The following is a 26,159-nucleotide window of genomic DNA, read 5'->3' on the forward strand; positions in this document are numbered from 1 at the left end:
GAAAGAAGATCGTCGCTTATCGATGCGTTGTCGGTTGCTTGAGGTCCAGGTACATCTCCGCCACGTCGTCGTCGGTGTTGCGCCACACGTCGAAGCCCACCTTTTCGGCCAGCCCCTGCATGCCCTTGTTCTCCAGGAGCGCCTGGCCCTTGATGACCCCGGTGCCGCGCTCGCGGCAGTAGCGGATGATCTTCTCCATGAGCATCCGTCCCAGGCCCAGGCCCTTCTGGTCCGAGCGCACGATGATGGCGAACTCGGCGGCGGAGTTGTCGGGCTTGGCGGAGGCGCGCACCACGCCCAGCGTCTCGGCCTGGCCCTCGTCTCCCGGAGAGGAGGCGATGAAGGCCATCTCGCGTTCGTAGTCGATCTGGGTGAGCCGGGCCATCTCCATGTGGGAGAGTTCGCGCACCACGCCGAAGAAGCGGAAGCGCAGGTCCTCCGGGGAGAGGTGCTTGAAGAATTCGTAGTGGGCGGGCTCGTCCTCGGGCCGGATGGGGCGGATGAGCGCCTTGCGGCCGTTCTTCAGCGTGACTTCCTCTTCGAGCTCCTTGGGGTAGGGGCGGATGGCCAGGCGGTCCTGCCCGGAGGCCATCACCTCGGCCACGCGGATGCGCGCGCCCAGCACCGCCACGCCCTGGGAGTCGGCGAAGAGGGGGTTCACGTCGATTTCCTGGATCTGCGGGATGTCGATGATCAGCTGGGCCACCTGGATGATGGTCAGGCAGATGGCGTCCAGGTCCGCCGGGGGGCGTCCGCCCAGTCCGCGCAGGAAGGCGGCCACGCGGGTGCGGCTGATGAGGTCGCGCGCGAGGCTCATGTTCAGGGGCGGCAGGGCGATGGCCTTGTCCTGGGAGAGCTTGGCGGCCAGTCCGCCCTGGCCGAAGCGGATGTAGGGGCCGAACACGGGGTCCACCATGGCCTGCACCAGGAGTTCCTGCGCGCCACGGCGGCCCATCTTCTGCACGATGTAGCCCTTGATGGAGGCCCCCAGCTCCAGCTTGCGCGCCCGGACCTTGATGGCCTGGGCGGCCTGGCGCAGTTCGGCCTCGTCCTCGATGTCGAGCACCACGCCGCCCACGTCGAAGGGCTGGGGGATCTCGGGGGAGACGATCTTCAGGGCCACGGGGAACCCGAGGTCGCGCGCGGCCTCCACCACTTCCTCGGTGGTCCCGGCCAGGCGCGAGGAGATCACGGGCACGCCGTAGGAGGCCAGCACCACCTTGGCCTCGGGCTCGGTGAGTTCCGAGCGGCCGTCTTCGAGCACGGCCTGGATCACACCCTGGGAGGCCTCGGTGTCCGGGGTGAACCCGGCCGGGATGGAGGGCGGCATCTCCATGAGCAGTTCCTGGGTGCGGCGGTGGTTGGCCAGGTCCAGGAAGGCGCGCACGGCGGTGTCCGGCGTGGCGTAGGAGGGGATGCCCGCCTTGGCGAACAGGGTGCGCGCGCCTTCGGCCACGCCGTGCCCCAGCCAGCAGGTGAACACCGGGCGCTGGCTCTTGGACGAGGCCTGGATCACGGCCTGGGCCGCCTCTTCGCCCGCCACGGCCGCGAAGGGCACGTGGAGCACCATGACGGCGTTGGACTCCTTGTCCTTGAGCAGGAGCGCGAGCACCTCGCGGTAGAGTTCCGGCGAGGCCGTGAGCCCCATGTCCACGATGCCGTCGCGCAGCCAGTTGGGGCCGATGAGTTCGCGCAGGGCCCGGGCGGTCTCGGGGGCGGGCATGGCCAGCTTGCCGCCGCGCTCCACCAGGGTGTCGGCGCTCATCACGCCCACGGAGCCGCCGTTGGTGAGGATCACCAGGCGGTCGCCGCGCAGCTGCTGGGACTTGGAGAGCGTCTGGGCGGCGTCGAAGAGGGCGTCGATCTCGAAGACGCGCAGCATGCCCGCGCGTCGGAAGGCCTCGTTGTAAACCTCGTCCAGGCCCTGGCCGGGCTTGGCCAGGGATTCCCCGCCGGGTCCGCGCCGCCGCCCGGGCTTGACCACCAGCACGGGCTTGTTGCGCGCGGCGGCGCGCGCGGCGCTCAGGAACTTGCGCGCGTCGGAGACGCTCTCCAGGTAGAGCAGGATGGAGCGGGTGTTGGGGTCGCTGGTGAGGTAGTCCAGAAGGTCGTGGTATTTGAGGTCCAGCCGGTCGCCCAGGGAGACCACGTAGGAGAAGCCCACGCCGTGGCCGCGCGCCCAGTCCAGCACGCCCGTGAAGAGCGAGGCCGATTGCGAGATGAAGGCGATGCGGCCCTTGGGCGGGTCGGCCTTCACCAGGCTGGCGTTGAGCCCTATGGCCGGGATGATCAGGCCCAGGCCCGAGGGGCCCAGGATGCGGATGCCCTCGTCCTCGGCGGCGGCGAGCATCTTCTCCTGCACTTCCCACTTGTCGCCCGGGTCGAGCCGGGCGTAGCCGGGGCAGAGGGCCACGGCGGCCTTCACGCCGCGCCGACCCAGGCGGTAGATGTAGTCCGGCGCTTCCTGGGGGGGGATGCAGAGCACGGCCAGGTCGGGCGTGAGGGGCAGGGTGTCCACGCCCTTGTAGGCGGGTTCGCCCAGGATCACGTCCTCGGTGGTGGAGAGGGGCATCACGGGCCCCAGGAACTTGCCCGCAAGCAGGTTCTCCATCACCACGCGTCCCACGTGGCCCGGCTCGTTGTTGGCCCCGATCACGGCCACGGAGTTGGGCTTGAAAAGCCCGTCGAGGTTGGCGACGCTCATGCTGGGCGCTTGTTACGGTGTAAGGGTTGAGCTATGACTTCCTGACCATCTAAGGATAGATGCACGCCGACGATCCGGCAAGCACGATTTTCGCCGCGCCGCGAGGAGAGCCATGAACCATCACGACCGCGAACGCTTCTGGGCCGAGCGCGCCCGCGAACTGGTCCTCTGGAGCGAGCCCTGGACCAGGGCCTGTCCCACTTCCATGGAGCAGGCCCCCGACTGGTTCGAGGGGGCCTCCCTGGACGTGAGCGCCAACTGCCTGGACCGCCACCTCGCGGCCGGACGCGCCGACGTGCCCGCGCTCATCTGGCAGGGCGAGCCCGAGGGCGACGCCGTCACGCTCACCTACGCCGGGCTCTCGGCCGAGGTGCGCCGCGCCTCCGTGGTGCTGGCGGGCCTGGGCGTCTCCAAGGGCGACGTGGTGGGCCTCTCCCTGCCCGCCCTGCCCGAGCTGGTGGTGGCCATGCTGGCCCTGGCGCGTCTGGGCGCGGTGCACCTGGTGTTCCCGGCCGGGCTCTCCCCGGCGGTGGTCTCGGAGCGTCTGGAGGCCTGCCGGGCCAGGCTCTTCATCACCGCCGACGGCTGCTTCAAGGCCGGGCGCGCCGTGGCCGTGAGCCAGCCAGACGGCGGCCCGCGCCGCGTGATCGTGCGCCGCACCGGCCAGCCCCTGGAGAACGCCCGCCCCGACGACCTCTGGTGGAGCGAACTCATGGACGCCCACCCCACGCCGCCCTTTTTGCCCGCCGCCGTGCACGGCGCCCGGGACCCCCTCTTCATCCTGTACACCTCGGGCTCCTCGGGGCGTCCCAAGGGCGTGGTCCATGCGGCCGGGGGGTTCCTCACGGCCTGCGCCTACTCGGCGCGCCAGGCCTTCGGCGTCGGGCCGGGCATGACCCTGTGGTGCCTGGCCGAACCGGGATGGATCATGGGGCACGCCTATGCCGTCTACGCCCCCCTGTGCCTGGGCGCGGCCACGCTCCTCTACGAGGGATCGCCCAGCCACCCCCAGCCAGACCGCCTCTGGCGCATCGCCCAGAAGCACCAGGTGGCCACGCTCATCACCACCCCGGCCGTCACGGGCCAGCTCATGCGCGAGGGCGAGGCCTGGCCCGCCGCGCGCGACCTGCCCGCCCTGCGGCTGGTGGCCAGCGTGGGCGAGAAGCTCACCCCCGAGAACCGGCGCTGGCTCTCGCGCTGCGTGGCCAAGGGCCGCGCCCCCGTGGTGGACGCCTGGGGCCAGACCGAAACCGGCGGCGTGCTCATGATCTCGGGCAGCCAGGGCGGGCTCGCCCCGCTCACGGGCGTGGACCTGGTCGCCGGGCAGGACCAGCGCCTCGTGCTGGAAAGCCCCTGGCCGGGGCTGGCGCGCTCCCTGGTGGACGGCCAAGCCCTGCCCACCGCCGGGGGGTACGACACCGGCGACCTGGCCCGGCTCTCCCAGGACGGCAAGATCCTCGTGCTGGGGCGTTCCGAGCTGGCCGGGTGCGAACTGCCCCTGGTGCACGTGGAGGAGGCCGTGGCCTCCCACCCCGACGTGGCCGAGGCGGCGGCCGTGGGCAGCGGCGGTCAGGTGGTGGTCTACGCCACGCTCAAGGCCGAGGCCCAGGACCCCCAGGCCGCGCCCGCGGACATCGCGGCCCTGGTGCGCCGCGAACTGCCGGACCAGAGCTTCCCCCTGGACGTGCGCGTGGTGGAGGAGCTCCCCAAGACCCGCTCCGGCAAGATCGCCCGCCACGCCCTGCGCCAGGCCGCCGAGGGCCGCGCGGGCGACGTGTCCGGGCTGGCCGATCCCTCCGTGATGACGCAACTTCTCGGCGGAACGGACGGCCTTTTTTGAGGGGCGCTCGCGAAGTCCTTGACATGGCCGGAACAAGGCATAGATAGCTGGGCGTCCGCAACGGACGGCGGAGGCATGCCTTGATCCTCGTTCTCGTCGTGTCGTTTCTTGCCGTGCTTCTCTCTCCCGAGGAGGCCTTCGCGTGGGGCCCCGGCGTGCACACCGCCGCGGCGCGCTTCGTGCTGGCCAACCTGGACCTGTTGCCCCAGGCGGCGGCCGCCGTCATCTCCCAGCATCCGCGCACCTTCCTCTACGGCTGCCTCTCGGCCGACTTCTTCGTGGGCAAGGGCGTCTCCGTGAAGCCCGGGCACAGCCACAACTGGCAGAGCGCACAGAGCCTGCTGGACGCGGCCCGCACGCGCCAGCTCAAGGCCCACGCCCTGGGCTACCTCTCCCATCTGGCCGCCGACGTGGTGGCCCACAACCTCTACGTGCCCCAGGTGATCGCCCGCACGGCACTGCACAACAACCTGGCCCACGTCTACGTGGAGATGCAGGCCGACTCGCGCCTCACCGGCGGGCTGGGCCGCGCGGGCAAGCTCTCGCGCCCCTCCCAGAAGCTGGTGGACAAGAGCCTCGTGGAAACCCTGCGCAAGAACCCTCTGGCCTACGTCTGCCGCAAGGGCGTGTTCCAGGGCAGCGCCCGCCTGGGAGGCCTGCGCGGCTGGCACCGCTCCCTGCGCTTCGCCCAGCGCGTGATGCCCCTGCCCGACGAGGCCTGCAGCCTGGAGGGCATGTTCGAGCTGTCGCTGCGCTCCGTGCTGGAGGTCCTGCGCGACCCGCGCGGGGCCGCGCTCCTGGACTTCGACCCCATCGGCAGCCGCAACCTGGCCCTGGCCCGGCGCGGCCAGTCCCCGGAGCCCCTGCCCCTGCGCCTTCCCTCCCTGCCCAGCCCCGTCCTGCAGGACGTGGCCTAGCCCCGTGGAGCGCCCGGCGGCCCGCGTCTTCAGGCCCGGCGGGCTTGAGGGCGTGGAGTGCCTGGCGGCCAGGGGGCTCAAGGTCCGCTTCGCGCGCCATTTCCACGAGGGTTACGCCGTGGGCGTGGTGGAGGAGGGCGCATTGGGCTTTCGCTACCTGGGCCGCTCCTGCCTGGCCCGGGCGGGGCTGGTGAACCTCACGGCCCCGGGCGAGGTCCACGACGGACGCCCCGCCTGCGACGCGGGCTGGACCTACCGCATGTTCTACCTGGAGCCCCGAGTGCTGGCGGAGGTGGCCGCCGAACTGGACGAGGGCGCGGGCCGCCTGCCGGAGTTCGCCTCCGGTGTGCTGGACGACCCCACCCTGGCCGGTGGCCTGGCCGCCCTGCACCGCGACCTGGAGGCCGGGGCCGCCACGCTCCTGGAGCGCCAGGAGCGCCTTCGCGCGCTGTTGGCGGTCTGGATCGCCCGGCACGCCGAGCCCGGCCCCGCCCCGGCTCTGGCCCCGGGAACGCGATCGGGAACGGCATTGGCGGTCGCGCCGGTTCCGGGCCAAGGACCGATTCCTGCCCGGCAAAGCCGGGGGCGCGAGCCTGGGGCCGTGGCACGGGCCAGGGACTTTCTGCGCGAACGCGCCGCGCGCCCCGTGTCCCTGGAGGAACTCGCGCGCGAGGCCGGGCTCTCGCCCTGGCGTCTCACCCGGGCCTTCACCAGCGCCGTGGGCATCGCTCCCCACGCCTACCAGCTCCAACTGCGCGTGGATCAGGCGCGTGGCCTGCTGGCGCGTGGCGAGCCCATCGCCAACGTGGCCCAGGCCTGCGGATTCTGCGACCAGAGCCACCTGAACCGGGCCTTCAAGCGCTTCACCGGCCTCACCCCGGGCCAGTACGCCCAAGGCTTCGCCCGCCCGGCCCGTTGAGGGCGCGGGACCATCGGCGGAGAACCCGGCCCGCCTGGAACCGCCGGGTCTGATCGTCATGGGACACGGACTGTCTCGGGGGCCGCACCGTCACCGGTCGATCTCCGGCGCGTCCCGGGGGTGATGCGCCAGAGGCAAGATCGTCCAAGACCCCCGTACGCCTTCCGGGGCATGACCCCTCGCGCGCGCCTCCAGCAGGGAGCGGGCGACCATTCATCAGCGAGGTGTTTCCGTGAGGTCTTCGGTGCAACAAGGCGCGAGCCTGCGCCCGGTGCTGGACATGTCCCTGGCCATGGTCCTGGTCGGGGCCACGGCCCCCCTGGGCGAGCTGGCCCTGCGGGGCATCCCCCTTTTCGTGGTCCTGGCGGCCAGGCTCTTCCTGGCCGGGGCGGCCCTTTGGCTCCTGGACCGGGCGCGGCGGACGGGGGCCTCACTCCCGTACCCGCCGGTGCGGCTCTCCCCCCGTCACTGGGCCGTGTTGGGCTTTCAGGCCCTGTGCGGCGTGGTGGTCTTCAACTGCTGCCTCTGGCTGGGCATGGAGACCGCGGGACCGGCGGCAGCCGGGGTCTTCACCAGCGCCACACCGGCTGTGATGGTGCTCCTGGGCGCGGTTTTCTTCCGGGAACGACCCTCGGGGCGCGCCCTGGCAGGGGTGGTCCTGGCCGTGGCCGGGGTGCTGGCCGCGCGAGGCGGGGAGGCCGGCCCCTGGCGTCCCGCGCCGGCGGATCTCTGGCTGCTGGCGGCCGTGGCCGGGGAGTCGCTGTTTCTCCTGGCCCTCAAGTGGCTGCCCCGGGAGCTCTCGCCCCTGGACGCGGCCCGGCGCGTCACCTGGCTGGGGCTGGCCTGGGTGTTGCCGCTGGCCTTCGTCCAGGCCGGGGACCTCCGCCCCGGGCAGGTGGGGGCCTCGGCCTGGCTGGCCGTGGCGGTGCTGGGGGTGCTGGTGACGGCCGGGGGCTATGTGCTGTGGTTTCGCGGAGTGGGGCGCTCCAGGCCCAGCCAGGCCGCCGCCGTGACGGGCCTGCTGCCCGTGAGCGCCGTGCTCTGCGCCTGGGCGCTCACGGGGGAGACGCCCGAAGCGTCCCAACTGGCCGGGTGCCTGGCCGTGGGGGCGGGCATCCTGCTGGCCTCGCCGCGAGGAGGGTGACGCCTCCCGCGCGCGGCTTCGGCCCGGCCGGGAGGCAGTCGGAGCGGGGGCGCTTCAGTCCCTGGGCAGTTCCTGGCTCTGCATCTTGTGCACGGCCGCCCAGGTGGCGAACATCACGCGCAGGTAGTCCGCCGAGGCCTCGGATTCGGCCATGGCGTCCTTGAAGGAGTTGTAGTCCAGGCTCAGGGCCTCTTCGGCGAGGATGCGCGCGAAGGTCTCGCGGGGGATCTGGATGCGGTAGCGGTAGTCGGACTCGGAGAACGTGAGGATGTCCGCCGTCACGTCGTGGCGGGCCATCATCCGTTCCAGGTGCTCGATCTTGCGGGCGCGCACCGCCACCTCGCCGGGCTGGCAGAAGCGCGTGGCCGCGATGGAAAAAAAGCCGTCTCTGGTGAAGATCCACATGCTCGACGCTCCCGTGTGCCGGGCGGCGGGGACGGACCGCAGGCAGGACGGCGGATGCCGCCCTTCACGTCGTATTATCCCATGCGCACCGCTCCGGCAAGCGTCGGCGCGGAAACAGGCGGTTCAGCCGACGCGCTCCAGTTCCGCGCGGGCGATGGCTTCCCAGTCGAAGCGCGCCGACACGGCGGCCGCCTCCTCCACCAGCCGGGCGCGGCGTTCGCCGCCCTCCAGCAGGGTCAGCACCCGGGAGGCGAACCCGGCCACGTCGCCCTGGAGCACGCGGTCCATGCCCCCGGTGAAGATTTCGTCGTAGATGGGCAGGTCGTAGGCCACCACCGGCAGGCCGCAGGCCATGGCCTCCACGGCCACCTGCCCGAAGCTCTCGTAGTGGCTGGGCATGCAGAAGCATCCGGCGTTCTTGAGCAGACGCACCTTCTCCGCCCCCTGGCGGAAGCCCAGCAGGTCCACGTTGGCCGAAAGCCCTGCCGCCGCGATTTCGGCCTGGAGGCGGCGGAACCAGTCGTCCCCGCCGCCGCCGATGATCCCCAGCCGCGCCCCGGGGCGCGCGTCGCACACCGCGCGCCAGATCTTCACCAGGTCGAAGAGGCCCTTCTGGGGATGCAGGCGGCCCAGGAAGATGCCGTCGTAGCGCGGCGTCTCCGGCGTCACCTCCACGGAGGTGAACTCGCCCATGTCCACGCCCATGGTCACCACCTGCACGGCCTCGGGCGCGACGCCCCGGGCCAGCAGCGTGTCGCGGTCCAGGGAGTTGAGCACCAGCATGCGTCCGCCGAAGGCCCTCGTGAGCGCCAGCGCCAACATCTGCGTGGACCAGTAGAGCAGCCCGCGCACCGTGGGCACGCGCCAGCGGGGGCGGAACATGTTCTCGTAGCCCCGGAACGGATTGGGCGCGATGAGGAACACGCACACCGTGAGCCGGGCCTCGGGGTTTCTCAACTTGGCCAGCAGGGCCGGCAGGAGGTCCACCAGGAAGTCGGAGGGGGCGTAGATGGCGTCCATGCCCTTGGGATAGCTTACGAACAAACAGCGGAAGAGTCGCCACAGGTACGTGCGCAGCACGTTGCCCAGGCTGTCCGACTCGTCCTCGAAAGGCTCGGGGAACACGCGGTAGTCCATGCCCCGCACGTTCTGGGACTCGAACACGCCGATCTGACGCCTGGGCAGCATCACCACCAGCTCCTGGCCCCAGGCCAGCCAGCGTCTGGCGATCTCCGAAAAGCGGACCTCGCTGCCGTCGCGGTTCTTGGTGTTCACGCGGCCCATGGCCGGAATGAAAATGCGCATAAGAGTAAGATGCCTCCGGCGGCCAAAGAGGAAACTTTTTGAAAAAAGTTTCCTCTGCTTGATGGCAAACCCCGAAGACGGGGTTTGTGAAATTCGCTTACGGGCGGCAAAGCCGCCCTGCTCCGGGCTGCGCTGCGCGCAGGACTGCCGAGAAAGTCGCAAAGCCGACTTTGTCGGCAGCCTCAGGAAACATTTAAAAAAGTTTCCTCTCTGGACTCTCCTTCAAAAACTTTTGGTGAGCTTCGCAGGGTTTATCGGCGCTGTTTCAGCGATGCGGGAAAACCCCCGAGCGCAATCTGCCGAGAAGTCGCAGGTCCGGCAGCACCACCACGGCCAGCCCGGCCAGGATCAGCCCCATGCCCGTCAGCCGCTGCGGCCCGAACGTCTCGCCCAGCGCCAGCCAGGCGCACGCCGCCCCGAACACCGGGATGAGCAGCGAGAACGGGGCCACCGTGCCCGCCGGATAGCGCTTCAAGAGCGCCCCCCAGCCGCCGTAGCCGATGAACGTCGCGAACACCGTCAGATAGACCACAGACCCCACGCCGGTCCAGTTCAGATGCGTCAGCGCCCCGCCGATGCGCTCCGGCCCCTCGAAAACCCAGGAGAGCGCCAGCAGCGGGACCGGCGGGATGAGCGACAGCCACGCGATGAGCCCCAGCATGTCCGCCCGCCCCGCCCCGCGCATGAGGATGTTCCCCGTGGACCAGCAGAACGCCGCCGCCAGCAGCAGCCCGAACCCGGCGGGCGTCACGCCCCCCGTGCCGGCCGTGATCCCGATGAGCCCTAGCCCCGCAAGGGCCACCAGCGTGCCCAGCCCCTGCACCCGGCGCGGCCGCTCCCCCAGCGTGAGGGCCGCCAGGAGGATGGTGAAGAACACCTGCGACTGGAGCACCACCGAGGCCACCCCGGGCGGCATGCCCACCGCCATGCCCAGGAACAGCAGGCTGAACTGCCCCACGAACCACGCCAGCCCAAGGGCGATCATGCGGCCCCAGCCGATGTCGGGCCTGGGCAGGAAAAGCGCGGGCAAGGCCGCCAGCACGAAGCGCAACGCCGCCAGCAGCAGGGGCGGGAAGGAATCGAGCCCCAGGCGGATCACCACGAAGTTGGCCCCCCACAGGAGCGTGACCACCAGGGCCAGAAGGACGTGACGCGGCTGCATGGCGTCGGGGCCGGGGCGGCGCTACCTCAGGGCCTTCTCGTAGACGCCCTCCAGCTTGGCGGCCACGGCGTCCCAGTTGAGGGTGGTCTCCACCAGCCCGCGGGCGTTGGCGCGCACGGCCTCGCGGCCTCCGATGTCGGTAAGCGACCGGACAATCTGGTCGCCGAACGCATCGGAATCCTTGGCGGGTGCGGCGTAGCCGCACTGGTAGTCCCGCAGGTAGCGTTCGATCTCGCCCACGGCGTTGGAGACGATGGGCACCCCCGAGCTGAGGTAGTCCCCGAAGCGGATGGGGAAGCGGGCCTTCTCGATGGGGTCGTCGTCCATGGGCAGCAGCAGGGCGTCGGAAGCGGCCATGTAGGCGGGCACCTCGGAGGGGGGTTTCTCGCCCAGGCGCAGGATGTCCCCTCCGGCGCGTTCAAGATACGCTTCAAGGCGTTTCTCGAAACTTTCCGGGATGTGCATCTTGCCCAGGAAGGCCAGCTTGAGCCCGGGCGTCTGGGCGCGGGCGCGCTCGTAGGCGTCGAGCATCAGGAAGAGCGACTCGGTGTAGGTGTGGCCCATGGAGAGGGCCAGGGGCGATCCCTCGGGCAGGCCCAACCTGCGGCGCGCCTCGTCCCGGGAAAGGGGCGAGGGGGCCATGGTGGGGCAGTTGGGGATGTCGTGGATGCGCTCGCCCGGCACGCCTGCCGCGCGGAAGCTCTCCATGAGCAGGGCGCTGGCGGCCGTGCACTGGCGGGCGTAGGCCGGGAGCCTGTCGTTGAACCAGCCCACAACGCGTTGGTAGGGGCCGGGGTGCTGGTTGGCGAAGCCGCCTTTCCAGAGGTCGTCGTGGTCCAGCACCAGGCGCACGTCGCGGCGCGCGCAGGCGGCTGCCAGGGCGGGCACGCCGATGGGGTGCAGGGGGAAGGCGAAGGCGTGCAGGATCTGTTGGCGCATGCCCAACACGTAGGCCGTGTTCAGGACCATGCGCAGGGTGTGCAGGGTGTGGAACCCGCCGAGGCGCTTCTTGGGCCAGAAGATGGTGGTGAGCCCGCCCTCGGTGCGCCGCCGCACCTTAAGGGTGTCTTCCTTGCTGGCGCACAGGAGCGTCACCTTGTGGCCGCGCCGCGTGAGGCCCCGGGCCAGGTGAAGGCAGCGGAAGTAGGTGCCGTAGTTCTCGACGTTGTGGTTGAGAAAAAGGATGTCCATTAGAGATTCGTCCGTTTGAAAAGGGATTCCGGGAGGTTACGGATCAGCCACATGATGGGTCGCCATACCGGCGGCGTGAAGACCACGTCGCGCCTTTTGCGCCAGGCCCCGTGCACGTGCTCCGCCACGCGCTCCGGCGTGGCCGTGAGCGCCCGGGGCATGGAGAGGTGGGCGGTCATCTTGGTGTCCACGAAGCCGGGGATCACGGTCATCACGTGCACGCCCGAGGCGAAGAGCCGGTGGCGCAGCCCCGAAAGGTAGGCCGTGAGCCCGGCCTTGGCCGCGCCGTAGGCGTAGTTGGACTTGCGGCCCCGCTCGCCCGCCACGGAGGAGACGCCCAGGATGAAGCCCTCCCGTCGCTCTTCCAGGTCGCGGGCCACGGTCTCCAGGATGGAGGCCGCGCCGAGCAGGTTCACGTCCAGGAGCGCCAGGGGGTCCGGGCTCTCCAGGAGCCCGAAGGTGAGGATCACGCCGTCTGGGCGCGCGGGCAGGGAGCGGTAGAAGGCCTTGTGGGAGGCCGTGTCCTGGGCGTCGAAGGGTACGGTCCACACGCGCACGCCGAAGGCGTCGCGCAGCTCCCGGGCCTTGGCTTCCAGGGCGGCGGTGTCGCGCGAGGCCAGGATGAGGTCGCTGCCTTCCTCCTGGGCAAAGCGCCTGGCCAGGGCCATGCCGATGTCGGAGTTGGCCCCCAGCACCAGCACGCACCCGGCCTTGGCCCGGGCCTTGGGCCTGGGCCGAAGCGTGTTGCCCAGCAGGCGCAGGCCGAAGCGGGCGTAGTTGGCCAGCACGCGGCGGTCGGCCCCGGCCTGGCGCAGCTTGCGCCAGATGTAGGAGGGCCGCAGGTGGAATTTGAGGAGCACCTTTTTCCTGAAAGCCTCGATTTCGGCCATGGAGAGCTGGACAGTCCCCGTGGTGGGGGCGTTGAAGTAGTCCTTGCCCAGCACCGAGTCCTCGATGAGTCCGCAGGCCACGGCTTCGGCGTGCAGTTCCGTGCCGGGGTAGGGCACGGCGATGTGCAGTTCCAGGAAGTCGTTGTCCAGCTCGAAGATGTGGCGGCGCGTGGCTTCCAGGTGTTCCGGGCCTTCCCAGGGCAGCCCGGCCAGGAAGAAGCCGAAGGTGCGCAGCCCGGTCTCCCTGGCCCAGCGGGTTGCCTTCAGGTTGTCATCCACGGTGGTGCCCTTGCGGATGCGCTCCAGGGTCTCCGGGTGGCCGGACTCGTAGCCGAAGGCCACCAGCCAGCAGCCCGCCGCCTTCATGGCCTGGAGGGTCTCCGGCGTGAGGGGCTTCACCTTGGAGTTGGCCACCCAGCGGATCTTCCCGGCCAGGTCCGAGTCCAGGATGGCCCGGCAGACGGCCTGGGTCCATTTCTGGTCGAAGGTGAAGGTGTCGGACTTGAAGAAGAAGTCGCGGATGCCGTGCTGGTGGTAGCACTCGCGCAGCTCCGCCAGGATGTTCTCCGGGGAGCGCAGGCGCAGCTTCGCGCCCGAGATGGCGGGCGTGACGCAGAACGTGCAGCGCGAGGGGCACCCGCGCGAGGTGGCGATGGTGGCCTGGGGCTCGCCGGTGTCCGGGCGCACGTAGAGGTGGTTCTCCATGAGCGAGCGGTCGGGGAAGGGCAGGGCGTCCAGGTCGGTCTCGAAGGAGTCGAAGAAGGTGGGGGTCCAGGCCCCGTCCTTCTTGTAGAGGATGCCCCGGAGGGAAGGCAGGGCGGCCTGGTCCTCGAAGTGGGCGCGGGCCAGGCGGCCCACCACGAATTCGGACTCCAGGCCGATGAGGTAGTCGGCGTGGGCCAGGTCCAGCTGGTCCAGGAGGGCCTGGGCCGGGTTGAAGAAGATGGCCCCCTTGAGCATGATCATGAGCCCTGGCCTGCGGCGCTTGAGCTCGGCCGCCAGTTCCAGGTCGCGGAAGATGGTGGCGTTGGTGATGGAGAGGAAGACCGCGTGGGGGTCGAAGCGCTCGAAGTCGGCCAGGAGGTCGGCCAGGGAGCGTCGGCTGGTCTGGTAGTCGCGCAGGAAGACCTGGAAGCCTTCGCGCTTAAGTACGGCGGCGGCGTAGCCCAGGTCGTTGGCGGCGCGCATTGTGGTGGCGGTGGAGTTCTCCACGTTGCCCTGGGAGCGGTCTTCCCCGCGCTGGTAGAAGGCCCCCGGGGGGTAGAAGAGCATCACCCGCCGGGGCGTGTTCTGGTGGTTCATGCGCCGGGGAGGTTGGCCTCTCGGCGGCGCGGCGTCAAGGGGGGAAGTGGGGGAGGGCGCTTTCCCGGCCCCCCCCCGCCATCGAGCCCCTTTCGCTGGACTTGCCCCACGAAAAGCTCTAGAGACCGCCCCGGGTGGGGGGTGCGGCGACGGCACGTATATGGCCAGAGGGCGGTGAGGCCCTGGCGCGACAACGCACGGACGGCCAGAGGCCGGGCCGCGCGGGCATCTTCTTGACGGCCCCTGCCAGGGCCGCTCCCGGTATCCTCCCATGTCCCAGATCAAGCGGGCATACGGCCAGAACCTGCTCCAGCTCCTGGCCAGCCCCGAAAACGCCGAAGCTCTCTCCCAGCTCTCCGAACGCCGCTACAAGAAGGGCCACATCATGTTCTGGCCCCACGACAAGGAAGATCTCGTCCTCATCGTGAAGCAGGGCAAGGTCCGGGTCTACCTGGGCCTGGAGGGCAAGGAGCTCTCGCTGTCCATCCTCGGCCCCGGCGACGTGTACACCTCCCACTCCAGGGCCTACGTGGCCGCCATGGAGGACACGGTGGTCTACCTCTGTCCGGTCTACAAGTTCTACACGCTCACCACCAAGAGCCTCTCGCTCTCGCTCTCGCTGTTCATGGCCCTGGGCAAACTGCTCTCGGGGTCCATCGCCCTCGTGGAGAACCTCTACTTCTACGACATCGACAAGCGCGTGGCCGCCTACTTCTACGAACAGGCCCTGGTGCATGGCGAACCCTCGGCGGGCGGACTGCTCGTGGACGTGGGGCTCACCGTGGACAAGATCGCCACAATCGTGGGCTCCTCCAGGCAGACCGTCTCCTCGCTCATCTCGGGCATGGAAAAGGACGGAATCCTTAAAAAAGTCGCGCGCGGCGAGTACCTGATCCTCAACATGGACGAGCTCAAGTACCTGGCCCACCCCTGTCCGGATTAATTCCCGGAAGCGTCGGCTGGCGGACAGACATCCCGGAAGCGGGCGGGTAGACGGAGGGCCAAAGGAGGCTCTCTTATGGAACTGCCCACGCAACTGGGACTGCTGGCCGGAGCGGCCGTGGCGGTCCTGGCGGAAATAGCGGCGCTGCGCTCCCTGGACAGGCTGGGACGCCTCATGGCGTTCTCGGCCCTGGCCCAGGCGGGCGCGGCCCTCGTCGGAATGAGTCTGGGACAGGCGGCCGGCCCCGTCGGCGCGGCGTCCCTCGTGCTGTACCAAACCCTGGCCCGCGTCCTGTGGTGGCTCTGCCTGCGCCGCATGGCCGGAGGGGGAACCCTCCCGGGCCTGAACGCGTTGCGCGGGGCCGGCGCGGCCAGCCCCGCGCTGGCGGCCTGCCTGGGCCTGGCCGTGTTCACGGCCCTGGGCTTGGGACCTTTCAAGGCCCCGGGCGGCAAGGCGCTCATCGTCTTCGCGGCCCTGGAGGGCGGCCACTGGATCACCGCCCTGGCCCTGGCCGCGGCGGGATTCGCGGCGGCGGTCTACTCCATCCGCATCGTCCTGGGCGTGTGCCTGGAGAAGCCCGGGCGCGCCGCCCCGGCTAGCGCTACGTCCGGGCTGCCCGTGGTCCCCGTGGTCCTGGGGGCGCTTCTCACCCTGGCGTGCCTCTTTCCGCACCCCGTGGCGGGGCTGGCACAGGCCCTGGCCGGGAAGTCCGGCGCGGTTCTGCCGGACCTGGAAGGCGGCTGGCCCCTGGCGGCGGCCGTGCCCTTCGCGGGCGCGTACCTGGTGTGGCTGGCCGGGCGCGCGGCCCCCAGGGCGCGCAACCTCCTGGCCCTGGCCCTGGCCGCCGCGACGGCCGGGTGCTTCCTGCTCCAGGGCGGGCTCGATCCGCTCCAGACCCTCTTCGGCGGGCTCTTCGCCCTGGGCGGCGCGGCCGTGGTGCTCTATTCCGTCGGCTACGAGGCCCACGACGAACACGCGGACCGCTACTGGTTCTTCCTCTTCCTGCTGGTCTCCTCCCTGGTGGGCCTGGCCGTGGAGCGCTCCACGGGCGGGTTCTTCGCCTTCTGGGAGATCATGACCTTCAGCTCCACCCTGTTGGTGGCCCACAAGCAGAGCCGCGAGGCCCTGGACGCCGCGAAGCTCTACTTCATCATGTGCGCGGGCGGCGCGCTGGCCCTCCAGGTGGGCCTGCTGGCCCTGGCGGCCGCCGCGCCCGGCGCTTCGCTCCTGGCGACGGGTCAGGCCCTGGCGGCCTACGGACCGGCGGCATCGGCCGGGCTGGCGCTCCTGATGCTGGCGGGCTTCGGCGTGAAGGCGGGCCTCTTCCCGCTGCACGCGTGGCTCCCGGCCGCGCACCCCGTGGCCCCCTCGTCCATCTCCGCGCCCCTCTCGGGCCTGCTCACCAAGGCGGGCGTGCTGGGGCTGGCCGTGCTGGCCCCGCTCTTCGCCTCGGGCGCGCTCAACGGCGGCGGGCAGACACTGGGCTGGCTGCTCTCCCTGGCCGCCGGGATCACCTTCGTTCTGGGCGAGCTGATGGCCCTGGCCCAGCGCGACATCAAGCGCATGCTGGCCTATTCCACCCTGGCCCAGATCGGCGAGATCACCCTGATCCTGGCTCTCGGGACCCACGCGGCCACGGCGGGCGCGCTGGCCCACGCCGTGAACCACGCCGTGATGAAGGACCTGCTCTTCCTGGCCGCCGGTGCGCTCATCCTGCGCGCCGGAACCCAGCGCCTGGAGGGGCTGGCGGGCCTGGGCAAGGCCATGCCCTTCACCGGGGCGTGCATGGCCGTGGGCCTGGTGTCCATCATGGGCCTGCCCCTCACGGGTGGCTTCTTCAGCAAGTACCTGATGCTCACGGCCGCCGTGGACGCGGGCCACGCCTGGACCGCCGCGTTGATCCTGGCCGGAAGCCTGGTGGGTTGCGTCTACTACGGGCGCATCCTGCGCGTGCTCTTCTTCACGCCCTACGAGGGAACTCCCGTCGAAGAAGCCCCCTGGACCATGCGCGCGGCCGTGGGCCTGCTGGCCGTGGCGGCTCTGGTCTCGGGCGCGTTCCCTCAGGCCTGGACGAGCATGGTGCTCCCGGCGGCCAACGCCCTGGTCCCGGCCGCCCAGGCCCTGCCTTTGCTCTCCGTGCCCTGGAGCGCCTCGGCCCTGCTGCCCCTGGCCGGGGCGGTCGCGGCCATTGTCTGGCGGCGCGACCTGCGCCGCGCGGGCATCTGGGCCACGGCCTGCCTGGGCTTGGCCTTCGTGGCGCTCCTGGCCGAATGGAGCGCCTGGGGCGGCTTCCAGATGGCCTTCGCGGGACTGGTGCTGGCCCTTGGCGTGTGCAACATGGCCTACTCTACCGGGTACATGAGCCACAGCCACACCCCGTGGCGCTTCCTGGCCTCCTTCTGCGTCATGATCGCGGGCCTGGTGGGCATGGCCGGGGCCGAAACGCTCCTGGCGTTCTTCTGCTTCTGGGAAATCATGAGCAGCTGGCCCCTGTACTTCGCCATCCTCCACGAGGAGACTCCGGCCGCCAGACGCGAGGCCACCAAGTACTTCCTCTTCAACCTGGCGGGTGCGTCCATCCTGTTCATGGGGCTTCTGTTGCTCACCGGCGCGGCCGGAGGGGGCTCCTTCGCGCAGGTGTCGGCGCTTTTCGCCGCCCAGGCCCCCTCGGCCTGGGGCTTCTCGGCGGCCCTGGTGATCGCGGGCCTGCTCATGAAGGCGGCCATGCTCCCGGTGCGCATCGACTGGCAGATGCACCCGGCCACGGCCCCCACCCCTGTGAGCGGCTACATCTCGGCCATGCTCCTCAAGAGCGCGCCCTTCGGGATCGTGCTCCTGCGTTTCGTCTGGGCGCAGGGGATTTCGCCCGAGTCGGCCCAGGTGCTGGACGCGCTCCTCTATGTGGGAGCCTGGATCGGCGGGGCCACCATCCTCTATGCGGGCATCCAGGCCCTGGTGCAGACCGGCATCAAGGAGATGCTCATCTACTCCACCGTGAGCCAGCTGGGCTACGTGGTGCTGGGCGTGTGCCTGGCCACGCCGCTCGGCCTGATGGGCGGCCTTCTGCACCTGTTCAACCACATGCTCTTCAAGAACCTGGCGTTCCTCTGCGCCGGGGCGCTCATGTTCTCCACCCACGCCCACTCCCTGCACGAGCTGGGCGGCATCGGGCGGCGCATGCCCTGGACCCTGGCGGCCTTCGGCTGCGCGCTCCTCGCGGCCGCGGGCATGCCGCTCTTCAACGGCTTCGCCTCCAAGTACGTGCTCTACTACGCCCTCATCGACCAGGGCGAGTGGGCCCTGGCGGTGGTGGCCATCCTGACCAGCGTGGTCACCCTGGCCTACTTCCTGAAGTTCCTGCACACGGCCTTCTTCGGCCAGCCCTCGGCCAAGGCCCTGCACGCCTCGGAGCCTGGGCTGCTCATGCGCGCGCCCATCTTGATCCTGGCCGGGCTGTGCCTGCTCACGGGGCTCTTCCCGGGTCTGGCCCTGAAGCCCATCGCCTCCTTCGTGCGGGATTTCGGCCTGGCCGCCCCGTCGGTGGGGCTCTCGGGCATCCTGGAAGGCCCCGGGGCCATGGACAACACCCTTTTGGGCTTCATGATCCTCCTCACGGGCCTGGGCGTCTGGACGGCGGTCTCCCGCCTGGCCAGGAACGCCCGGCGCACGGCCATCCACACCTGCGGCCAGCTTGTCGATCCCGCGTCCACCCACGTGGGACCGGCCGACGTGTTCGCCACGCCGCTTTCACTCCTCACCCGTCTGAGCCGGGGCCACTTCCGGGTCCCGCGCCACGGAGGCAGCCATGACTAGCGTGTTCGAAGCGGCCTTCGCCCTGCTGGTGTTTCCCGGCGGGGCCATGGCCCTCTCCATGGGACTCTTCCTCAAGGGCGTGGACCGCCGCGTGGCGGCCAGGCTCCAGCGTCGCGTGGGGCCGCCGCTTCTGCAGCCCCTGTGGGACGTGCTCAAGCTGTGCGCCAAGGAGACGCTCATTCCCGCCACGGCCAACGAGGCGGCCTTCCTGCTGGCCCCGGTGCTGGGTCTGGCGGGGGTGCTGGTCACGGCGGCGGTGCTGCCCATCGGCGGCGTGTGGTCGGGCGTGACGGGCCTGGGCGACCTGCTGCTGCTGCTCTACCTGCTGCCCATCCCGGCCATGGCCTTCATGGTGGCGGGTTCGGCCTCCAGCTCGCCGTACGGGGCGCTTGGCTTCTCGCGCGAGATGGTGGTGATGTGCGCCTACGAGCTGCCCCTGATCGCGGCGTTCCTGGCCGCCGGGGCCAGGGCCGGGGGCGAGGGCGCGCAGGCGCTCTCCCTGGCCCACGTGATGGCCTACCAGGCCGCCCACGGTCCCTTCCTGCTGGACCCCGTGATGTGGCCTGCCCTGGCGGCCATGCTGATGTTCATTCCCGGCACGCTCTCGGCCGGTCTCTTCGACATCCCCGAGGCCGAGCCCGAGGTGCTGGAGGGGCCGCTGCTCGAATACTCCGGCCCGCTCCTGGCGGCGTTCAACCTCATGAGCGCGGTGAAGCTGGTGGTGGTGCTGGAGTTGGTGGTGGCCCTGTTCTGGCCCAACCCCCTGGGCGGCAACTGGCTCGTGAACCTGGCCTGGCACGTGGCCAAGTGCCTGGGGCTCATGCTGGTGTGCTTCACAACCTTCCGCGTGGCCACCGGGCGCCTTCGCCTGGAGCAGGGCTTCGCGGTGTTCGTCAAATACGCCGCGCCCCTGGCGCTGGCGAGCCTGGCGCTGGCCGTGGCCCTGCGCTGAGGAGGCTTTCCGTGCTCAAGACACTCGCCAGATTCGCCCCGCGCTCGCCGTGGATCTACCGGCTCAACGCGGGCTCCTGCAACGGCTGCGACGTGGAGATGGCCACCACGGCCCTCATCCCGCGCTACGACGTGGAGCGCCTGGGCTGCAAGTACTGCGGCAGCCCTCGCCACGCGGACATCGTGCTCATCTCGGGGCCTTTGACCCTGCGCGTGCGCGACAAGGTGCTGCGCGTCTTCGACGAAATCCCCAACCCCAAGGTGACCGTGGGCGTGGGCGTCTGCCCCGTCTCCGGCGGCGTGTTCCGCGACAGCTACACCGTGGATCAGCCCCAGGAGAGCTACATCGCCCTGGACGTGATCGTGCCCGGCTGTCCGCCGCGCCCCCAGGCCATCATCGAGGGCGTGGCCAAGGCCCTGGAAGTCTGGAAAGAACGCCTGGAGGTGGCCTGACATGCTGCCCTTCCTGAAGATCATGGTGAAGAACCTGCTGGCCGGACCCAGCACCGATCCCTTCCCCTTCGCCCCGGCCCACACCCCCAAGCGCTTCCGGGGCCGGGCCTGCCACGACAAGGAGAAGTGCATCCTTTGCGGCATCTGCCGCCACGTCTGCGCGGCCGGGGCCATCCAGCTGCGCGTCACCGAGGACGGCATGGCCGTGCACTGGGTGCTCTGGCACAACAGCTGCGTCTTCTGCGGCCTGTGCGCCCACCACTGCCCCACCAAGGCCCTGACCATGTCCGACGACTGGCACATGACCCATCGCGGCGAGGAGCGCTTCGACCAGCGCGAGGTAAGCTTCGTGCCCTACGGCCAGTGCTCCCAGTGCGGGGCGCGCATCCATCCCAGGCCCGAGAGCGTGGTCCAGCAGCTGGGCTCGCGCTATCCCGAGCGCTTCATGATGTGCCCCGTGTGCAAGCGCCAGGAGCTGGCCCGCCGCGTGACGCCCGCAAAGCCTTCCATCACCACCGGAGAATCCGATGAACGAGATAGCGCATAAGAACCTCCACGACGCCGTGACCGGCCTGCTCGGGGAGGACGCCATACACTGGACCCGCGACCTCAACCGCAACGCCTTCGGCTGGGTGAAGCTCTGCGAGAGCGAAACCCTCAAGGCTCTGGCCCCGCGCCTGGCCGCCGTGCGCGCCCGGCTCATGGCCATCACGGCCTACCGCGCCGACAAGTACGCCCGACTGGAGGGCCGCGAGATCGCCTACCACTTCGACCTGGACGGCGTGGTGCTCACCGTGAACGTCTGCGTGCACTCCGAGCCGCCCCGCGTGCCCTCCATCGCCCGCTGGTTCCGCAACGCCGACTGGAACGAGCGCGAGTTCATGGAGCTTTACGGCATCGAGGTGGAAAACCACCCCAACCCCCGCCGCCTCTTCCTGGACCAGTCCCTGGACCAGGGCGAGCTGGACCGGCTGATCCCCCTCTCCACCATGATGAACGGCGCATCCACCAAGACCCTCTGGGAGAAGGTGTTCGTCGGCGTCGACATGCCCCAGTGGGCCAGGGAGTCCAAGTGATGTCCGAGACCTACACCCTCCCGGTCGGCCCCCTGCACGTGGCCCTGGAAGAGCCCATGTACTTCGACGTGCGCGTGGAAGGCGAGACGGTGCGCTCCGTGGAGCTCTCCGCCGGGCACGTGCACCGGGGCATGGAAGCCCTGGCCATGAACCGCAACTGGCTGCAGAACATCACGCTCACCGAGCGGGTCTGCTCCCTGTGCTCCAACAGCCACCCCACCACCTACTGCATGGCCGTGGAGAACCTGGCCGGCGTGGTGGTTCCCGAGCGCGCCGAATACCTGCGCGTGATCGCCGACGAGGTGAAGCGCATCGCCTCCCACCTCTTCAACGTGGGCATCATGGCCCACCTGGTGGGCTTCGATTCGCTCTTCATGCACGCCATGGAGATCCGCGAGATCATGCAGGACCTCAAGGAAGGCGTGTACGGCAACCGCATGAACCTGGGCGCGCTGGCCATCGGCGGCTGCCGCTACGACCTGGACGAAGAGACCACCGCCTTCATGCGCGCCAAGCTGCGCGAGCTCGACCCCCTGCTGACCGAGCTGACGCGCGTCTACGCCACCGATCCGCTCATCCTCAAGCGCACCCGGGGCATCGGCGTGCTGCCCATGGAGGAGGCCCGTCGCTACGAAGTGGTGGGCCCGGTGGCGCGCGCCTCGGGCATCGCCTACGACGTGCGCCGCAAGGCGCCCTACGCCGTCTATCCGCACCTGGACTTCGAGGTGCAGACCGACACCGCGGGCGACGTGCACTCCCGGGCCATGCTGCGCCTGCGCGAGGCGGCCCAATCGGCCGTCATCCTGGAGCAGTGCCTGGAGAACATCCCCGAAGGCCCCATCTGCCTGCCCGGCGCGGTGTTCATCCCCGAGGGCGAGGCCGTGGCCCGCTCCGAGGCCCCGCGCGGCGAGGTGTTCTACTACGTGCGCTCCGACGGGTCGGACTCGCCCCAGAGGCTCAAGTGGCGCGTGCCCACCTACATGAACTGGGAGGCCCTCCAGGTGATGATGGCGGGCTGCCAGGTGGCGGACATCCCGCTCATCGTCAACAGCATCGACCCCTGCATCTCCTGCACCGAACGCTGAAGAGCCGGGGGACTTGAAATGGAGAGGGCCGCTCCGAAAGGAGCGGCCCTTTTTATCGTGTGAGTACGGTTGGTTGCGCTCCATGACGTCCCGAAACGTCAGGAGAAAAATGCACGAATTTCGCCATCTGTCGCGCGCCCGACAGTAATGCCCGGCCCCCCGGGGCATAAGGAGGGCGCGCCGGGCGAGCCCGGCCGGAGCGAAACCATGCACGAGTCATCCCTCGCCTTGAGCATCCTGGACATCGTCCTGCGGCAGGTCCCCGGGGCCTGCACCGGGGCCGTGCGCCGGGTGGACCTCTGCCTGGGAGAATACGCCGGGGTGGAGGAACACACCCTGGCATCCTGTTTCGAAATGGTGGCCCTGGGCACTCCCGCCGACGGGGCAGCCCTTGCGGTGGAGCGGGTGGCGGCCACGGGCCGCTGCGACCGCTGCGGCGAAGCCGCCGTGCGCCAGGGACGCCTGCTCGGCTGCCCGGAGTGTCCGGGATCGAGCGTCACGCTCCTCACGGGGCGCGAGCTCTACGTGAAAAGCATCGAAGTGACCAAAATTCCAAGGAGGCATGAACATGCCCATGCACTATGAAAATCCCATCGTCTACGCCACGCCCGACAAGTGCGTCGGCTGCAAGAAGTGCGAAGCCGCCTGCGTGAGCGCGCACATCAACATGCCTTTCCGCGAGGCCAAGAAGCGCGGCCTGCCCGTGATCCCCCGCATCAAGGTGACCAAGGTGGACAACCTCAAGTTCCCCATCCAGTGCCGCCACTGCGAGGACGCCCCCTGCGCCCATGCCTGCCCCTTCGGCGCCATCCGCCAGGTGGACGGCATCGTGCACGTCAAGGAGCAGCTTTGCGTGGGCTGCAAGATGTGCGTGATGGCCTGCCCCTTCGGGGCCATCGAGGTGGGCGTGGAAGGCGAACTGGAGCAGACCGGGCGCACCAAGCAGGGTTCCGCCAAGAAGTGCGACCTTTGCCAGGCCTGGCGCTCCAGCAACGGCAAGGAAGTGTGCGCCTGCGTGGAAGCCTGCCCCAAGGGCGCGCTCCAGTTCGTGGATCTGCGCCAGTACCGCCAGGCCCAGGCCCAGGCCCGCGTCCTTGAGCTGGCCAAGGCCAGCGCCCTTATCCAGAACGTTCCATCCCCCCCACTGACCGCATAGGTCGAGTCAGCGTCCCCGCCGCGTCCGGATCTAGGGCCCCGGACGCGGCGGGGGCGCGCCATCCGTGGTGGGATGGCGAATGCCTTACCTCTCTCCCCGGAGGGCGCGCGCGGTGGTGGGCCCGCGTCCGGCCCCGGGACCATTCACAGACATCCGGAGGAGCGCGTGCAACTGACGCTCTCGGTGACGGGCCGTCGCTGCGACCTGGCCCTTCACCCCATTTCCCCGTGCACGGCCAGGAACATCGAGGACCTGGGCCGCAAGTTCTACACGAAAAAATACATCCATTGGTGGCGCGGCGGCAGGACAAGCACCTGCGGCATGCTCCTGGACGACGACTGCCGGGCGCAAGCCGTGGTGGGGCAGTCCCAAGTCCCCGTGGACCTCTCCGGCGCGGCGGCCAACGCCTCGCACCTGCGGCGCGAGCGCTATCTTTCCAGCCGCGCCAGGCACCTGGCCCTGCTGGGCTACGACGACGAACACTGCCGCGCCACCTGGACCTGGCACGGCGTGGAGACCTTCGATCCCGCGAAACTGCGCGTCACGGCGCACCGCTGGGACCGCGTGACCGGTCAGCCCGACTACGTGGTGCTGGAGCGCGTGCTCTACGACGGCCGCTGCGCCGACGTGGAGGATTATCACGGCAGCACCGGCTTCACCCTGGTGGACCCGCGCGTCATCGACCTGGAGGAACTGCGCCGCCACGAGGCCCGCGATCAGGGCAAGCTGCGAGACCTGCCCCGCGACGCCTTCCCCGGGCGTTCGCGCCCGGACGTTCCGGCGGCGTGCGTGGTCTCCGGGCGTTCGCTTCTCCTGCCCGTGCCCCGCAGCGACGCCGAGGGCGTCTCGCGGGGTGGCGGGGGCTCCATCGCGGTGCGCCTGCGCATTCAGGGCGATGTGGTGGTGCAGGCGGGCGGCGAGGCGCACGGCTGCGAATACTGCCGGCGCAGCCTGGAGGCCCTGGCCGAGATGGCCACCGGGCTCACGGTCCACGAGTGCTTCATGCTCTCCGACGAGGACCTGCTCCCTTTCCTGCCCAGGGTGCACGCGCACCTGGACTGCTCCTCCCGGGCCATGGACGCCCTGCGCGCCGCCGTGCGCGACTGGGAGCGCCGCCGCGCGGCCTAGCAGCCCGTGAAAAAATCTCGCTGGCTGCGTTGCAGGGAAAAGGCCAAACCCTCACGTCTGTGAAATACGCTTCGGGCTTGGCTTTCTCCCTGCGCCTTGCCGACGGGGGGTTTGAACAGGCTGCAGGAATCGACATTCCCAACGGGCTTCCAGGCGCGGCATCCGGCGCGGCCTGGAAGGGCTGAGGCGAAGCCATGAAGGCCCCGGTTCTCCCCGCCGGGGGAGGCCCGGGGCCTTTCATGCACGGGAAGCGGCCCTAGCGCATGAGCGTGCGGCGGTTCTGATAGAGGTGCGCGGCCAGGAGCGCCGCGAACACCGCTCCGGCAGCCACATGGAGCCCTTCATGGACCAGCAGGCCGCCCAGGGCCAGACCCAGCGCGCCCAGCATGCCACGCTTCACGTTGCGCCGGGCCCCTACGCCCGCCAGGGTCCGCTGGAGGTTCTTCAGATGCTCGCGGAACATCTCCGGGTCCACGCCCAGGGCCTGGGCGATCTTCTCCAGGATGTCCTTCAGGCCGATGCTTGCCTTGTCGTAGAGCACCAGCAGGCTGCCGACGCGCCTGTTGACCTCCGTGCGCAGGACGCCCGGGGTCTTGCGCAGGGCCTCGCGCACGGTGTTGCCGATGTCCTCGGCCTTCAGGGCGGCGTCGCGGAAGCGGACGCGGCCTTCGGTTTCGCAGACGACCATGGTGTTCTCCTCCCATGACGTTGAAACGGGTGCCCCAACAGTACGCGTCAGGGGACGCATGCTGTCAACCATGGGTCGGAAAGCGCTTTCTGGCGGGCACTCGATGCGAATTGGCGGGGCCGCGCGGGGAGGCGGCCGGGCTTTCCTTGCGGATGCGGATCGCCCGGGCTGCCGGTCGGGAGCACCGCGCGCGACGCGGGGAGGCTGCCGGGTGGCGGACGGATCAGTCCTCGGCGTGGAAGCGGGCGTCGGCCCTGTGGCTGGAGGCATTCTCCGCCACGCCCTCGAACCAGCCGATGCGCGGGGCCTCCCAGGCGTCGAAGGCCGGGACGTAGGGCTTGATGTCCAGCACGGGGGTGCCGTCGAGCATGTCCACGTTCTCCACGAAGACGCGCTCGCCGTCGTGGCCGGTGAGCCGGAGCACCGAGAGCCCGATGGGGTTGGGGCGGCAGGGGGAGCGCGTGGCGAAGACGCCGTGCAGGGCGTCGCCCAGGTAGGGCTTCACCAGGAGCCTGGCGTCCCTGATTTCATGGAGGTGGTAGAGCAGCACGATGTGGGAGAAGCCCTCCAGGTCCTTGAGGCCCTGGCGGTAGGGCTCGAACACCTCGATGCACCCCGCCACGCCCAGCGCGCCCACGGGCTGGATGGGCATGCCCTCGGCGCGGGCGTGGGGCGTGCGGGCCACGCCGATGGGCCGGTAGCAGACCGTCACCGCGCCGCGTCCTTGCCGCGTCCGTAGGCCAGGAAGAGCACGGCGGCCCCGACCACCAGCAGGATGGCCCAGGGGTGCGCGAAGGAGAGGGGGATGCCCAGCCCGGCGGCGGCCAGGGGCAGCACGCGCCCGAAGAATTCGCGCTTGGGCAGGCGTTGGCAGAGCCGCGCCCCTTCGGTGGGGCAGGGCAGCGTGCCCCCCAGGTAGACCTCCACGAGGTAGAGCATCACGTAAGCGATCACGATGACGGCGAGAAGTTCCATGGCGTGCCTCCGGGGGGACGACCCCGATCCCATTGCTACCCCCCTGCCCGCGCGGAGCCAAGCGGTACACGTTTCCGTGAAGAAGCGTGACGATGAGACACGGGTCGCGATC

23 protein-coding genes are annotated in these 26,159 nt (G+C 70.1%); 14 read left to right on the plus strand and 9 right to left on the minus strand.

Annotation, left to right across the window (positions count from 1 at the left end; translation table 11 throughout):
- Nucleotides 1-16 precede the first annotated feature (16 nt).
- On the minus strand, nt 17-2,704 hold the full coding sequence (locus tag NNJEOMEG_RS12610) for a bifunctional acetate--CoA ligase family protein/GNAT family N-acetyltransferase (protein ID WP_173084970.1): 2,688 nt from the start codon (nt 2,702-2,704) through the stop codon (nt 17-19).
- A 112-nt stretch (nt 2,705-2,816) separates the two neighbouring features.
- Between NNJEOMEG_RS12610 and NNJEOMEG_RS12615 the strand changes: the two genes are divergently transcribed.
- The 4 genes from NNJEOMEG_RS12615 (at nt 2,817) to NNJEOMEG_RS20990 (ending at nt 7,524) form a co-directional block, all read left to right on the plus strand.
- The gene (locus tag NNJEOMEG_RS12615; protein ID WP_173084973.1) at nt 2,817-4,544 is read left to right on the plus strand and encodes an AMP-binding protein; all 1,728 of its coding nucleotides are present in this window, start codon (nt 2,817-2,819) and stop codon (nt 4,542-4,544) included.
- Between the two features lie 80 nt (nt 4,545-4,624).
- Nucleotides 4,625-5,461, plus strand: coding sequence for a zinc dependent phospholipase C family protein (locus tag NNJEOMEG_RS12620; RefSeq protein ID WP_173084975.1), 837 nt, complete (start codon nt 4,625-4,627; stop codon nt 5,459-5,461).
- A gap of 4 nt (nt 5,462-5,465) precedes the next feature.
- Complete coding sequence (locus tag NNJEOMEG_RS12625) at nt 5,466-6,380, plus strand: AraC family transcriptional regulator (RefSeq protein ID WP_173084977.1); 915 nt, start codon at nt 5,466-5,468, stop codon at nt 6,378-6,380.
- 232 nt (nt 6,381-6,612) lie between these two features.
- Nucleotides 6,613-7,524: a DMT family transporter gene (locus tag NNJEOMEG_RS20990; protein WP_173084979.1), complete on the plus strand. Its 912-nt coding sequence runs from the start codon at nt 6,613-6,615 to the stop codon at nt 7,522-7,524.
- 54 nt (nt 7,525-7,578) lie between these two features.
- Here the strand turns inward: NNJEOMEG_RS20990 and NNJEOMEG_RS12635 are convergent, their stop codons facing one another.
- The 5 genes from NNJEOMEG_RS12635 to NNJEOMEG_RS12655 all read right to left on the minus strand — a co-directional run bounded on the left by NNJEOMEG_RS12635 (nt 7,579) and on the right by NNJEOMEG_RS12655 (nt 13,779).
- A complete protein-coding gene (locus tag NNJEOMEG_RS12635; protein WP_173084981.1) occupies nt 7,579-7,929 on the minus strand; it encodes a hypothetical protein in 351 nt (116 codons plus the stop codon).
- A gap of 123 nt (nt 7,930-8,052) precedes the next feature.
- Entirely contained in the window at nt 8,053-9,234 is a 1,182-nt protein-coding gene (locus NNJEOMEG_RS12640; protein ID WP_173084983.1) for a glycosyltransferase family 4 protein, read from the minus strand.
- Between the two features lie 265 nt (nt 9,235-9,499).
- Nucleotides 9,500-10,396, minus strand: coding sequence for an EamA family transporter (locus NNJEOMEG_RS12645; protein WP_173084985.1), 897 nt, complete (start codon nt 10,394-10,396; stop codon nt 9,500-9,502).
- A 21-nt stretch (nt 10,397-10,417) separates the two neighbouring features.
- Entirely contained in the window at nt 10,418-11,587 is a 1,170-nt protein-coding gene (locus NNJEOMEG_RS12650; RefSeq protein ID WP_173084987.1) for a glycosyltransferase family 4 protein, read from the minus strand.
- Nucleotides 11,587-13,779 (minus strand): SDR family oxidoreductase, encoded by a 2,193-nt coding sequence (locus NNJEOMEG_RS12655; RefSeq protein WP_173084988.1) that lies wholly within the window; start codon nt 13,777-13,779, stop codon nt 11,587-11,589. Before NNJEOMEG_RS12655 ends, NNJEOMEG_RS12650 begins: the two co-directional genes overlap by 1 nt.
- Before the next feature lie 271 nt (nt 13,780-14,050).
- Between NNJEOMEG_RS12655 and NNJEOMEG_RS12660 the strand changes: the two genes are divergently transcribed.
- The 10 genes from NNJEOMEG_RS12660 to NNJEOMEG_RS12705 all read left to right on the plus strand — a co-directional run bounded on the left by NNJEOMEG_RS12660 (nt 14,051) and on the right by NNJEOMEG_RS12705 (nt 24,384).
- Nucleotides 14,051-14,722 (plus strand): Crp/Fnr family transcriptional regulator, encoded by a 672-nt coding sequence (locus tag NNJEOMEG_RS12660; protein WP_173084990.1) that lies wholly within the window; start codon nt 14,051-14,053, stop codon nt 14,720-14,722.
- 75 nt (nt 14,723-14,797) lie between these two features.
- On the plus strand, nt 14,798-18,535 hold the full coding sequence (locus tag NNJEOMEG_RS12665; protein WP_173084992.1) for a proton-conducting transporter transmembrane domain-containing protein: 3,738 nt from the start codon (nt 14,798-14,800) through the stop codon (nt 18,533-18,535).
- On the plus strand, nt 18,528-19,487 hold the full coding sequence (locus tag NNJEOMEG_RS12670) for a respiratory chain complex I subunit 1 family protein (protein WP_173084994.1): 960 nt from the start codon (nt 18,528-18,530) through the stop codon (nt 19,485-19,487). Before NNJEOMEG_RS12665 ends, NNJEOMEG_RS12670 begins: the two co-directional genes overlap by 8 nt.
- Before the next feature lie 11 nt (nt 19,488-19,498).
- On the plus strand, nt 19,499-19,939 hold the full coding sequence (locus NNJEOMEG_RS12675; protein WP_173084996.1) for an NADH-quinone oxidoreductase subunit B family protein: 441 nt from the start codon (nt 19,499-19,501) through the stop codon (nt 19,937-19,939).
- A 1-nt stretch (nt 19,940) separates the two neighbouring features.
- Nucleotides 19,941-20,486: a 4Fe-4S dicluster domain-containing protein gene (locus NNJEOMEG_RS12680; RefSeq protein ID WP_173084997.1), complete on the plus strand. Its 546-nt coding sequence runs from the start codon at nt 19,941-19,943 to the stop codon at nt 20,484-20,486.
- Nucleotides 20,467-21,015 (plus strand): NADH-quinone oxidoreductase subunit C, encoded by a 549-nt coding sequence (locus NNJEOMEG_RS12685; RefSeq protein WP_173084998.1) that lies wholly within the window; start codon nt 20,467-20,469, stop codon nt 21,013-21,015. Before NNJEOMEG_RS12680 ends, NNJEOMEG_RS12685 begins: the two co-directional genes overlap by 20 nt.
- Nucleotides 21,015-22,100 carry a hydrogenase large subunit gene (locus tag NNJEOMEG_RS12690; protein ID WP_173084999.1) on the plus strand — a complete coding sequence of 362 codons (1,086 nt, stop codon included), beginning with the start codon at nt 21,015-21,017 and terminating at the stop codon, nt 22,098-22,100. The genes NNJEOMEG_RS12685 and NNJEOMEG_RS12690 overlap by 1 nt, the downstream gene beginning before the upstream one ends.
- Before the next feature lie 207 nt (nt 22,101-22,307).
- Nucleotides 22,308-22,685 carry a hydrogenase maturation nickel metallochaperone HypA/HybF gene (locus NNJEOMEG_RS12695; RefSeq protein WP_173085000.1) on the plus strand — a complete coding sequence of 126 codons (378 nt, stop codon included), beginning with the start codon at nt 22,308-22,310 and terminating at the stop codon, nt 22,683-22,685.
- The gene (locus NNJEOMEG_RS12700; protein WP_173085001.1) at nt 22,669-23,256 is read left to right on the plus strand and encodes a 4Fe-4S dicluster domain-containing protein; all 588 of its coding nucleotides are present in this window, start codon (nt 22,669-22,671) and stop codon (nt 23,254-23,256) included. The genes NNJEOMEG_RS12695 and NNJEOMEG_RS12700 overlap by 17 nt, the downstream gene beginning before the upstream one ends.
- A 165-nt stretch (nt 23,257-23,421) precedes the next feature.
- Nucleotides 23,422-24,384 (plus strand): iron-sulfur cluster assembly scaffold protein, encoded by a 963-nt coding sequence (locus NNJEOMEG_RS12705; protein ID WP_173085003.1) that lies wholly within the window; start codon nt 23,422-23,424, stop codon nt 24,382-24,384.
- A 256-nt stretch (nt 24,385-24,640) separates the two neighbouring features.
- On the opposite strand, the gene NNJEOMEG_RS12710 is transcribed toward NNJEOMEG_RS12705, so the two are convergent.
- The 3 genes from NNJEOMEG_RS12710 to NNJEOMEG_RS12720 all read right to left on the minus strand — a co-directional run bounded on the left by NNJEOMEG_RS12710 (nt 24,641) and on the right by NNJEOMEG_RS12720 (nt 26,047).
- Nucleotides 24,641-25,072: an HMA2 domain-containing protein gene (locus tag NNJEOMEG_RS12710; protein WP_173085005.1), complete on the minus strand. Its 432-nt coding sequence runs from the start codon at nt 25,070-25,072 to the stop codon at nt 24,641-24,643.
- Between the two features lie 223 nt (nt 25,073-25,295).
- The gene (tsaA, locus tag NNJEOMEG_RS12715) at nt 25,296-25,784 is read right to left on the minus strand and encodes a tRNA (N6-threonylcarbamoyladenosine(37)-N6)-methyltransferase TrmO (RefSeq protein ID WP_173085007.1); all 489 of its coding nucleotides are present in this window, start codon (nt 25,782-25,784) and stop codon (nt 25,296-25,298) included.
- Nucleotides 25,781-26,047, minus strand: coding sequence for a hypothetical protein (locus tag NNJEOMEG_RS12720; protein ID WP_173085009.1), 267 nt, complete (start codon nt 26,045-26,047; stop codon nt 25,781-25,783). Before NNJEOMEG_RS12720 ends, tsaA begins: the two co-directional genes overlap by 4 nt.
- Nucleotides 26,048-26,159: the final 112 nt, after the last annotated feature.

The organism is Fundidesulfovibrio magnetotacticus (genome assembly GCF_013019105.1).
GTDB classification, from domain to species: Bacteria; Desulfobacterota; Desulfovibrionia; order Desulfovibrionales; family Desulfovibrionaceae; genus Fundidesulfovibrio; species Fundidesulfovibrio magnetotacticus.

Excerpts from the sequence above, each read along its gene's own strand:
- NNJEOMEG_RS12695 (WP_173085000.1), top strand. The coding sequence starts at position 22,308 with ATGCACGAGTCATCCCTCGCCTTGAGCATCCTGGACATCGTCCTGCGG.
- NNJEOMEG_RS12680 (WP_173084997.1), top strand. The coding sequence starts at position 19,941 with ATGCTGCCCTTCCTGAAGATCATGGTGAAGAACCTGCTGGCCGGACCC.
- NNJEOMEG_RS12640 (WP_173084983.1), bottom strand. The coding sequence starts at position 9,234 with ATGCGCATTTTCATTCCGGCCATGGGCCGCGTGAACACCAAGAACCGC.
- NNJEOMEG_RS12645 (WP_173084985.1), bottom strand. The coding sequence starts at position 10,396 with ATGCAGCCGCGTCACGTCCTTCTGGCCCTGGTGGTCACGCTCCTGTGG.
- NNJEOMEG_RS12690 (WP_173084999.1), top strand. The coding sequence starts at position 21,015 with ATGTCCGAGACCTACACCCTCCCGGTCGGCCCCCTGCACGTGGCCCTG.
- NNJEOMEG_RS12635 (WP_173084981.1), bottom strand. The coding sequence starts at position 7,929 with ATGTGGATCTTCACCAGAGACGGCTTTTTTTCCATCGCGGCCACGCGC.
- NNJEOMEG_RS12650 (WP_173084987.1), bottom strand. The coding sequence starts at position 11,587 with ATGGACATCCTTTTTCTCAACCACAACGTCGAGAACTACGGCACCTAC.
- NNJEOMEG_RS12720 (WP_173085009.1), bottom strand. The coding sequence starts at position 26,047 with ATGGAACTTCTCGCCGTCATCGTGATCGCTTACGTGATGCTCTACCTC.
- NNJEOMEG_RS12665 (WP_173084992.1), top strand. The coding sequence starts at position 14,798 with ATGGAACTGCCCACGCAACTGGGACTGCTGGCCGGAGCGGCCGTGGCG.
- NNJEOMEG_RS12610 (WP_173084970.1), bottom strand. The coding sequence starts at position 2,704 with ATGAGCGTCGCCAACCTCGACGGGCTTTTCAAGCCCAACTCCGTGGCC.
- NNJEOMEG_RS12710 (WP_173085005.1), bottom strand. The coding sequence starts at position 25,072 with ATGGTCGTCTGCGAAACCGAAGGCCGCGTCCGCTTCCGCGACGCCGCC.
- NNJEOMEG_RS12655 (WP_173084988.1), bottom strand. The coding sequence starts at position 13,779 with ATGAACCACCAGAACACGCCCCGGCGGGTGATGCTCTTCTACCCCCCG.
- NNJEOMEG_RS12670 (WP_173084994.1), top strand. The coding sequence starts at position 18,528 with ATGACTAGCGTGTTCGAAGCGGCCTTCGCCCTGCTGGTGTTTCCCGGC.
- NNJEOMEG_RS12685 (WP_173084998.1), top strand. The coding sequence starts at position 20,467 with ATGAACGAGATAGCGCATAAGAACCTCCACGACGCCGTGACCGGCCTG.
- NNJEOMEG_RS12615 (WP_173084973.1), top strand. The coding sequence starts at position 2,817 with ATGAACCATCACGACCGCGAACGCTTCTGGGCCGAGCGCGCCCGCGAA.
- NNJEOMEG_RS12700 (WP_173085001.1), top strand. The coding sequence starts at position 22,669 with ATGCCCATGCACTATGAAAATCCCATCGTCTACGCCACGCCCGACAAG.
- NNJEOMEG_RS12660 (WP_173084990.1), top strand. The coding sequence starts at position 14,051 with ATGTCCCAGATCAAGCGGGCATACGGCCAGAACCTGCTCCAGCTCCTG.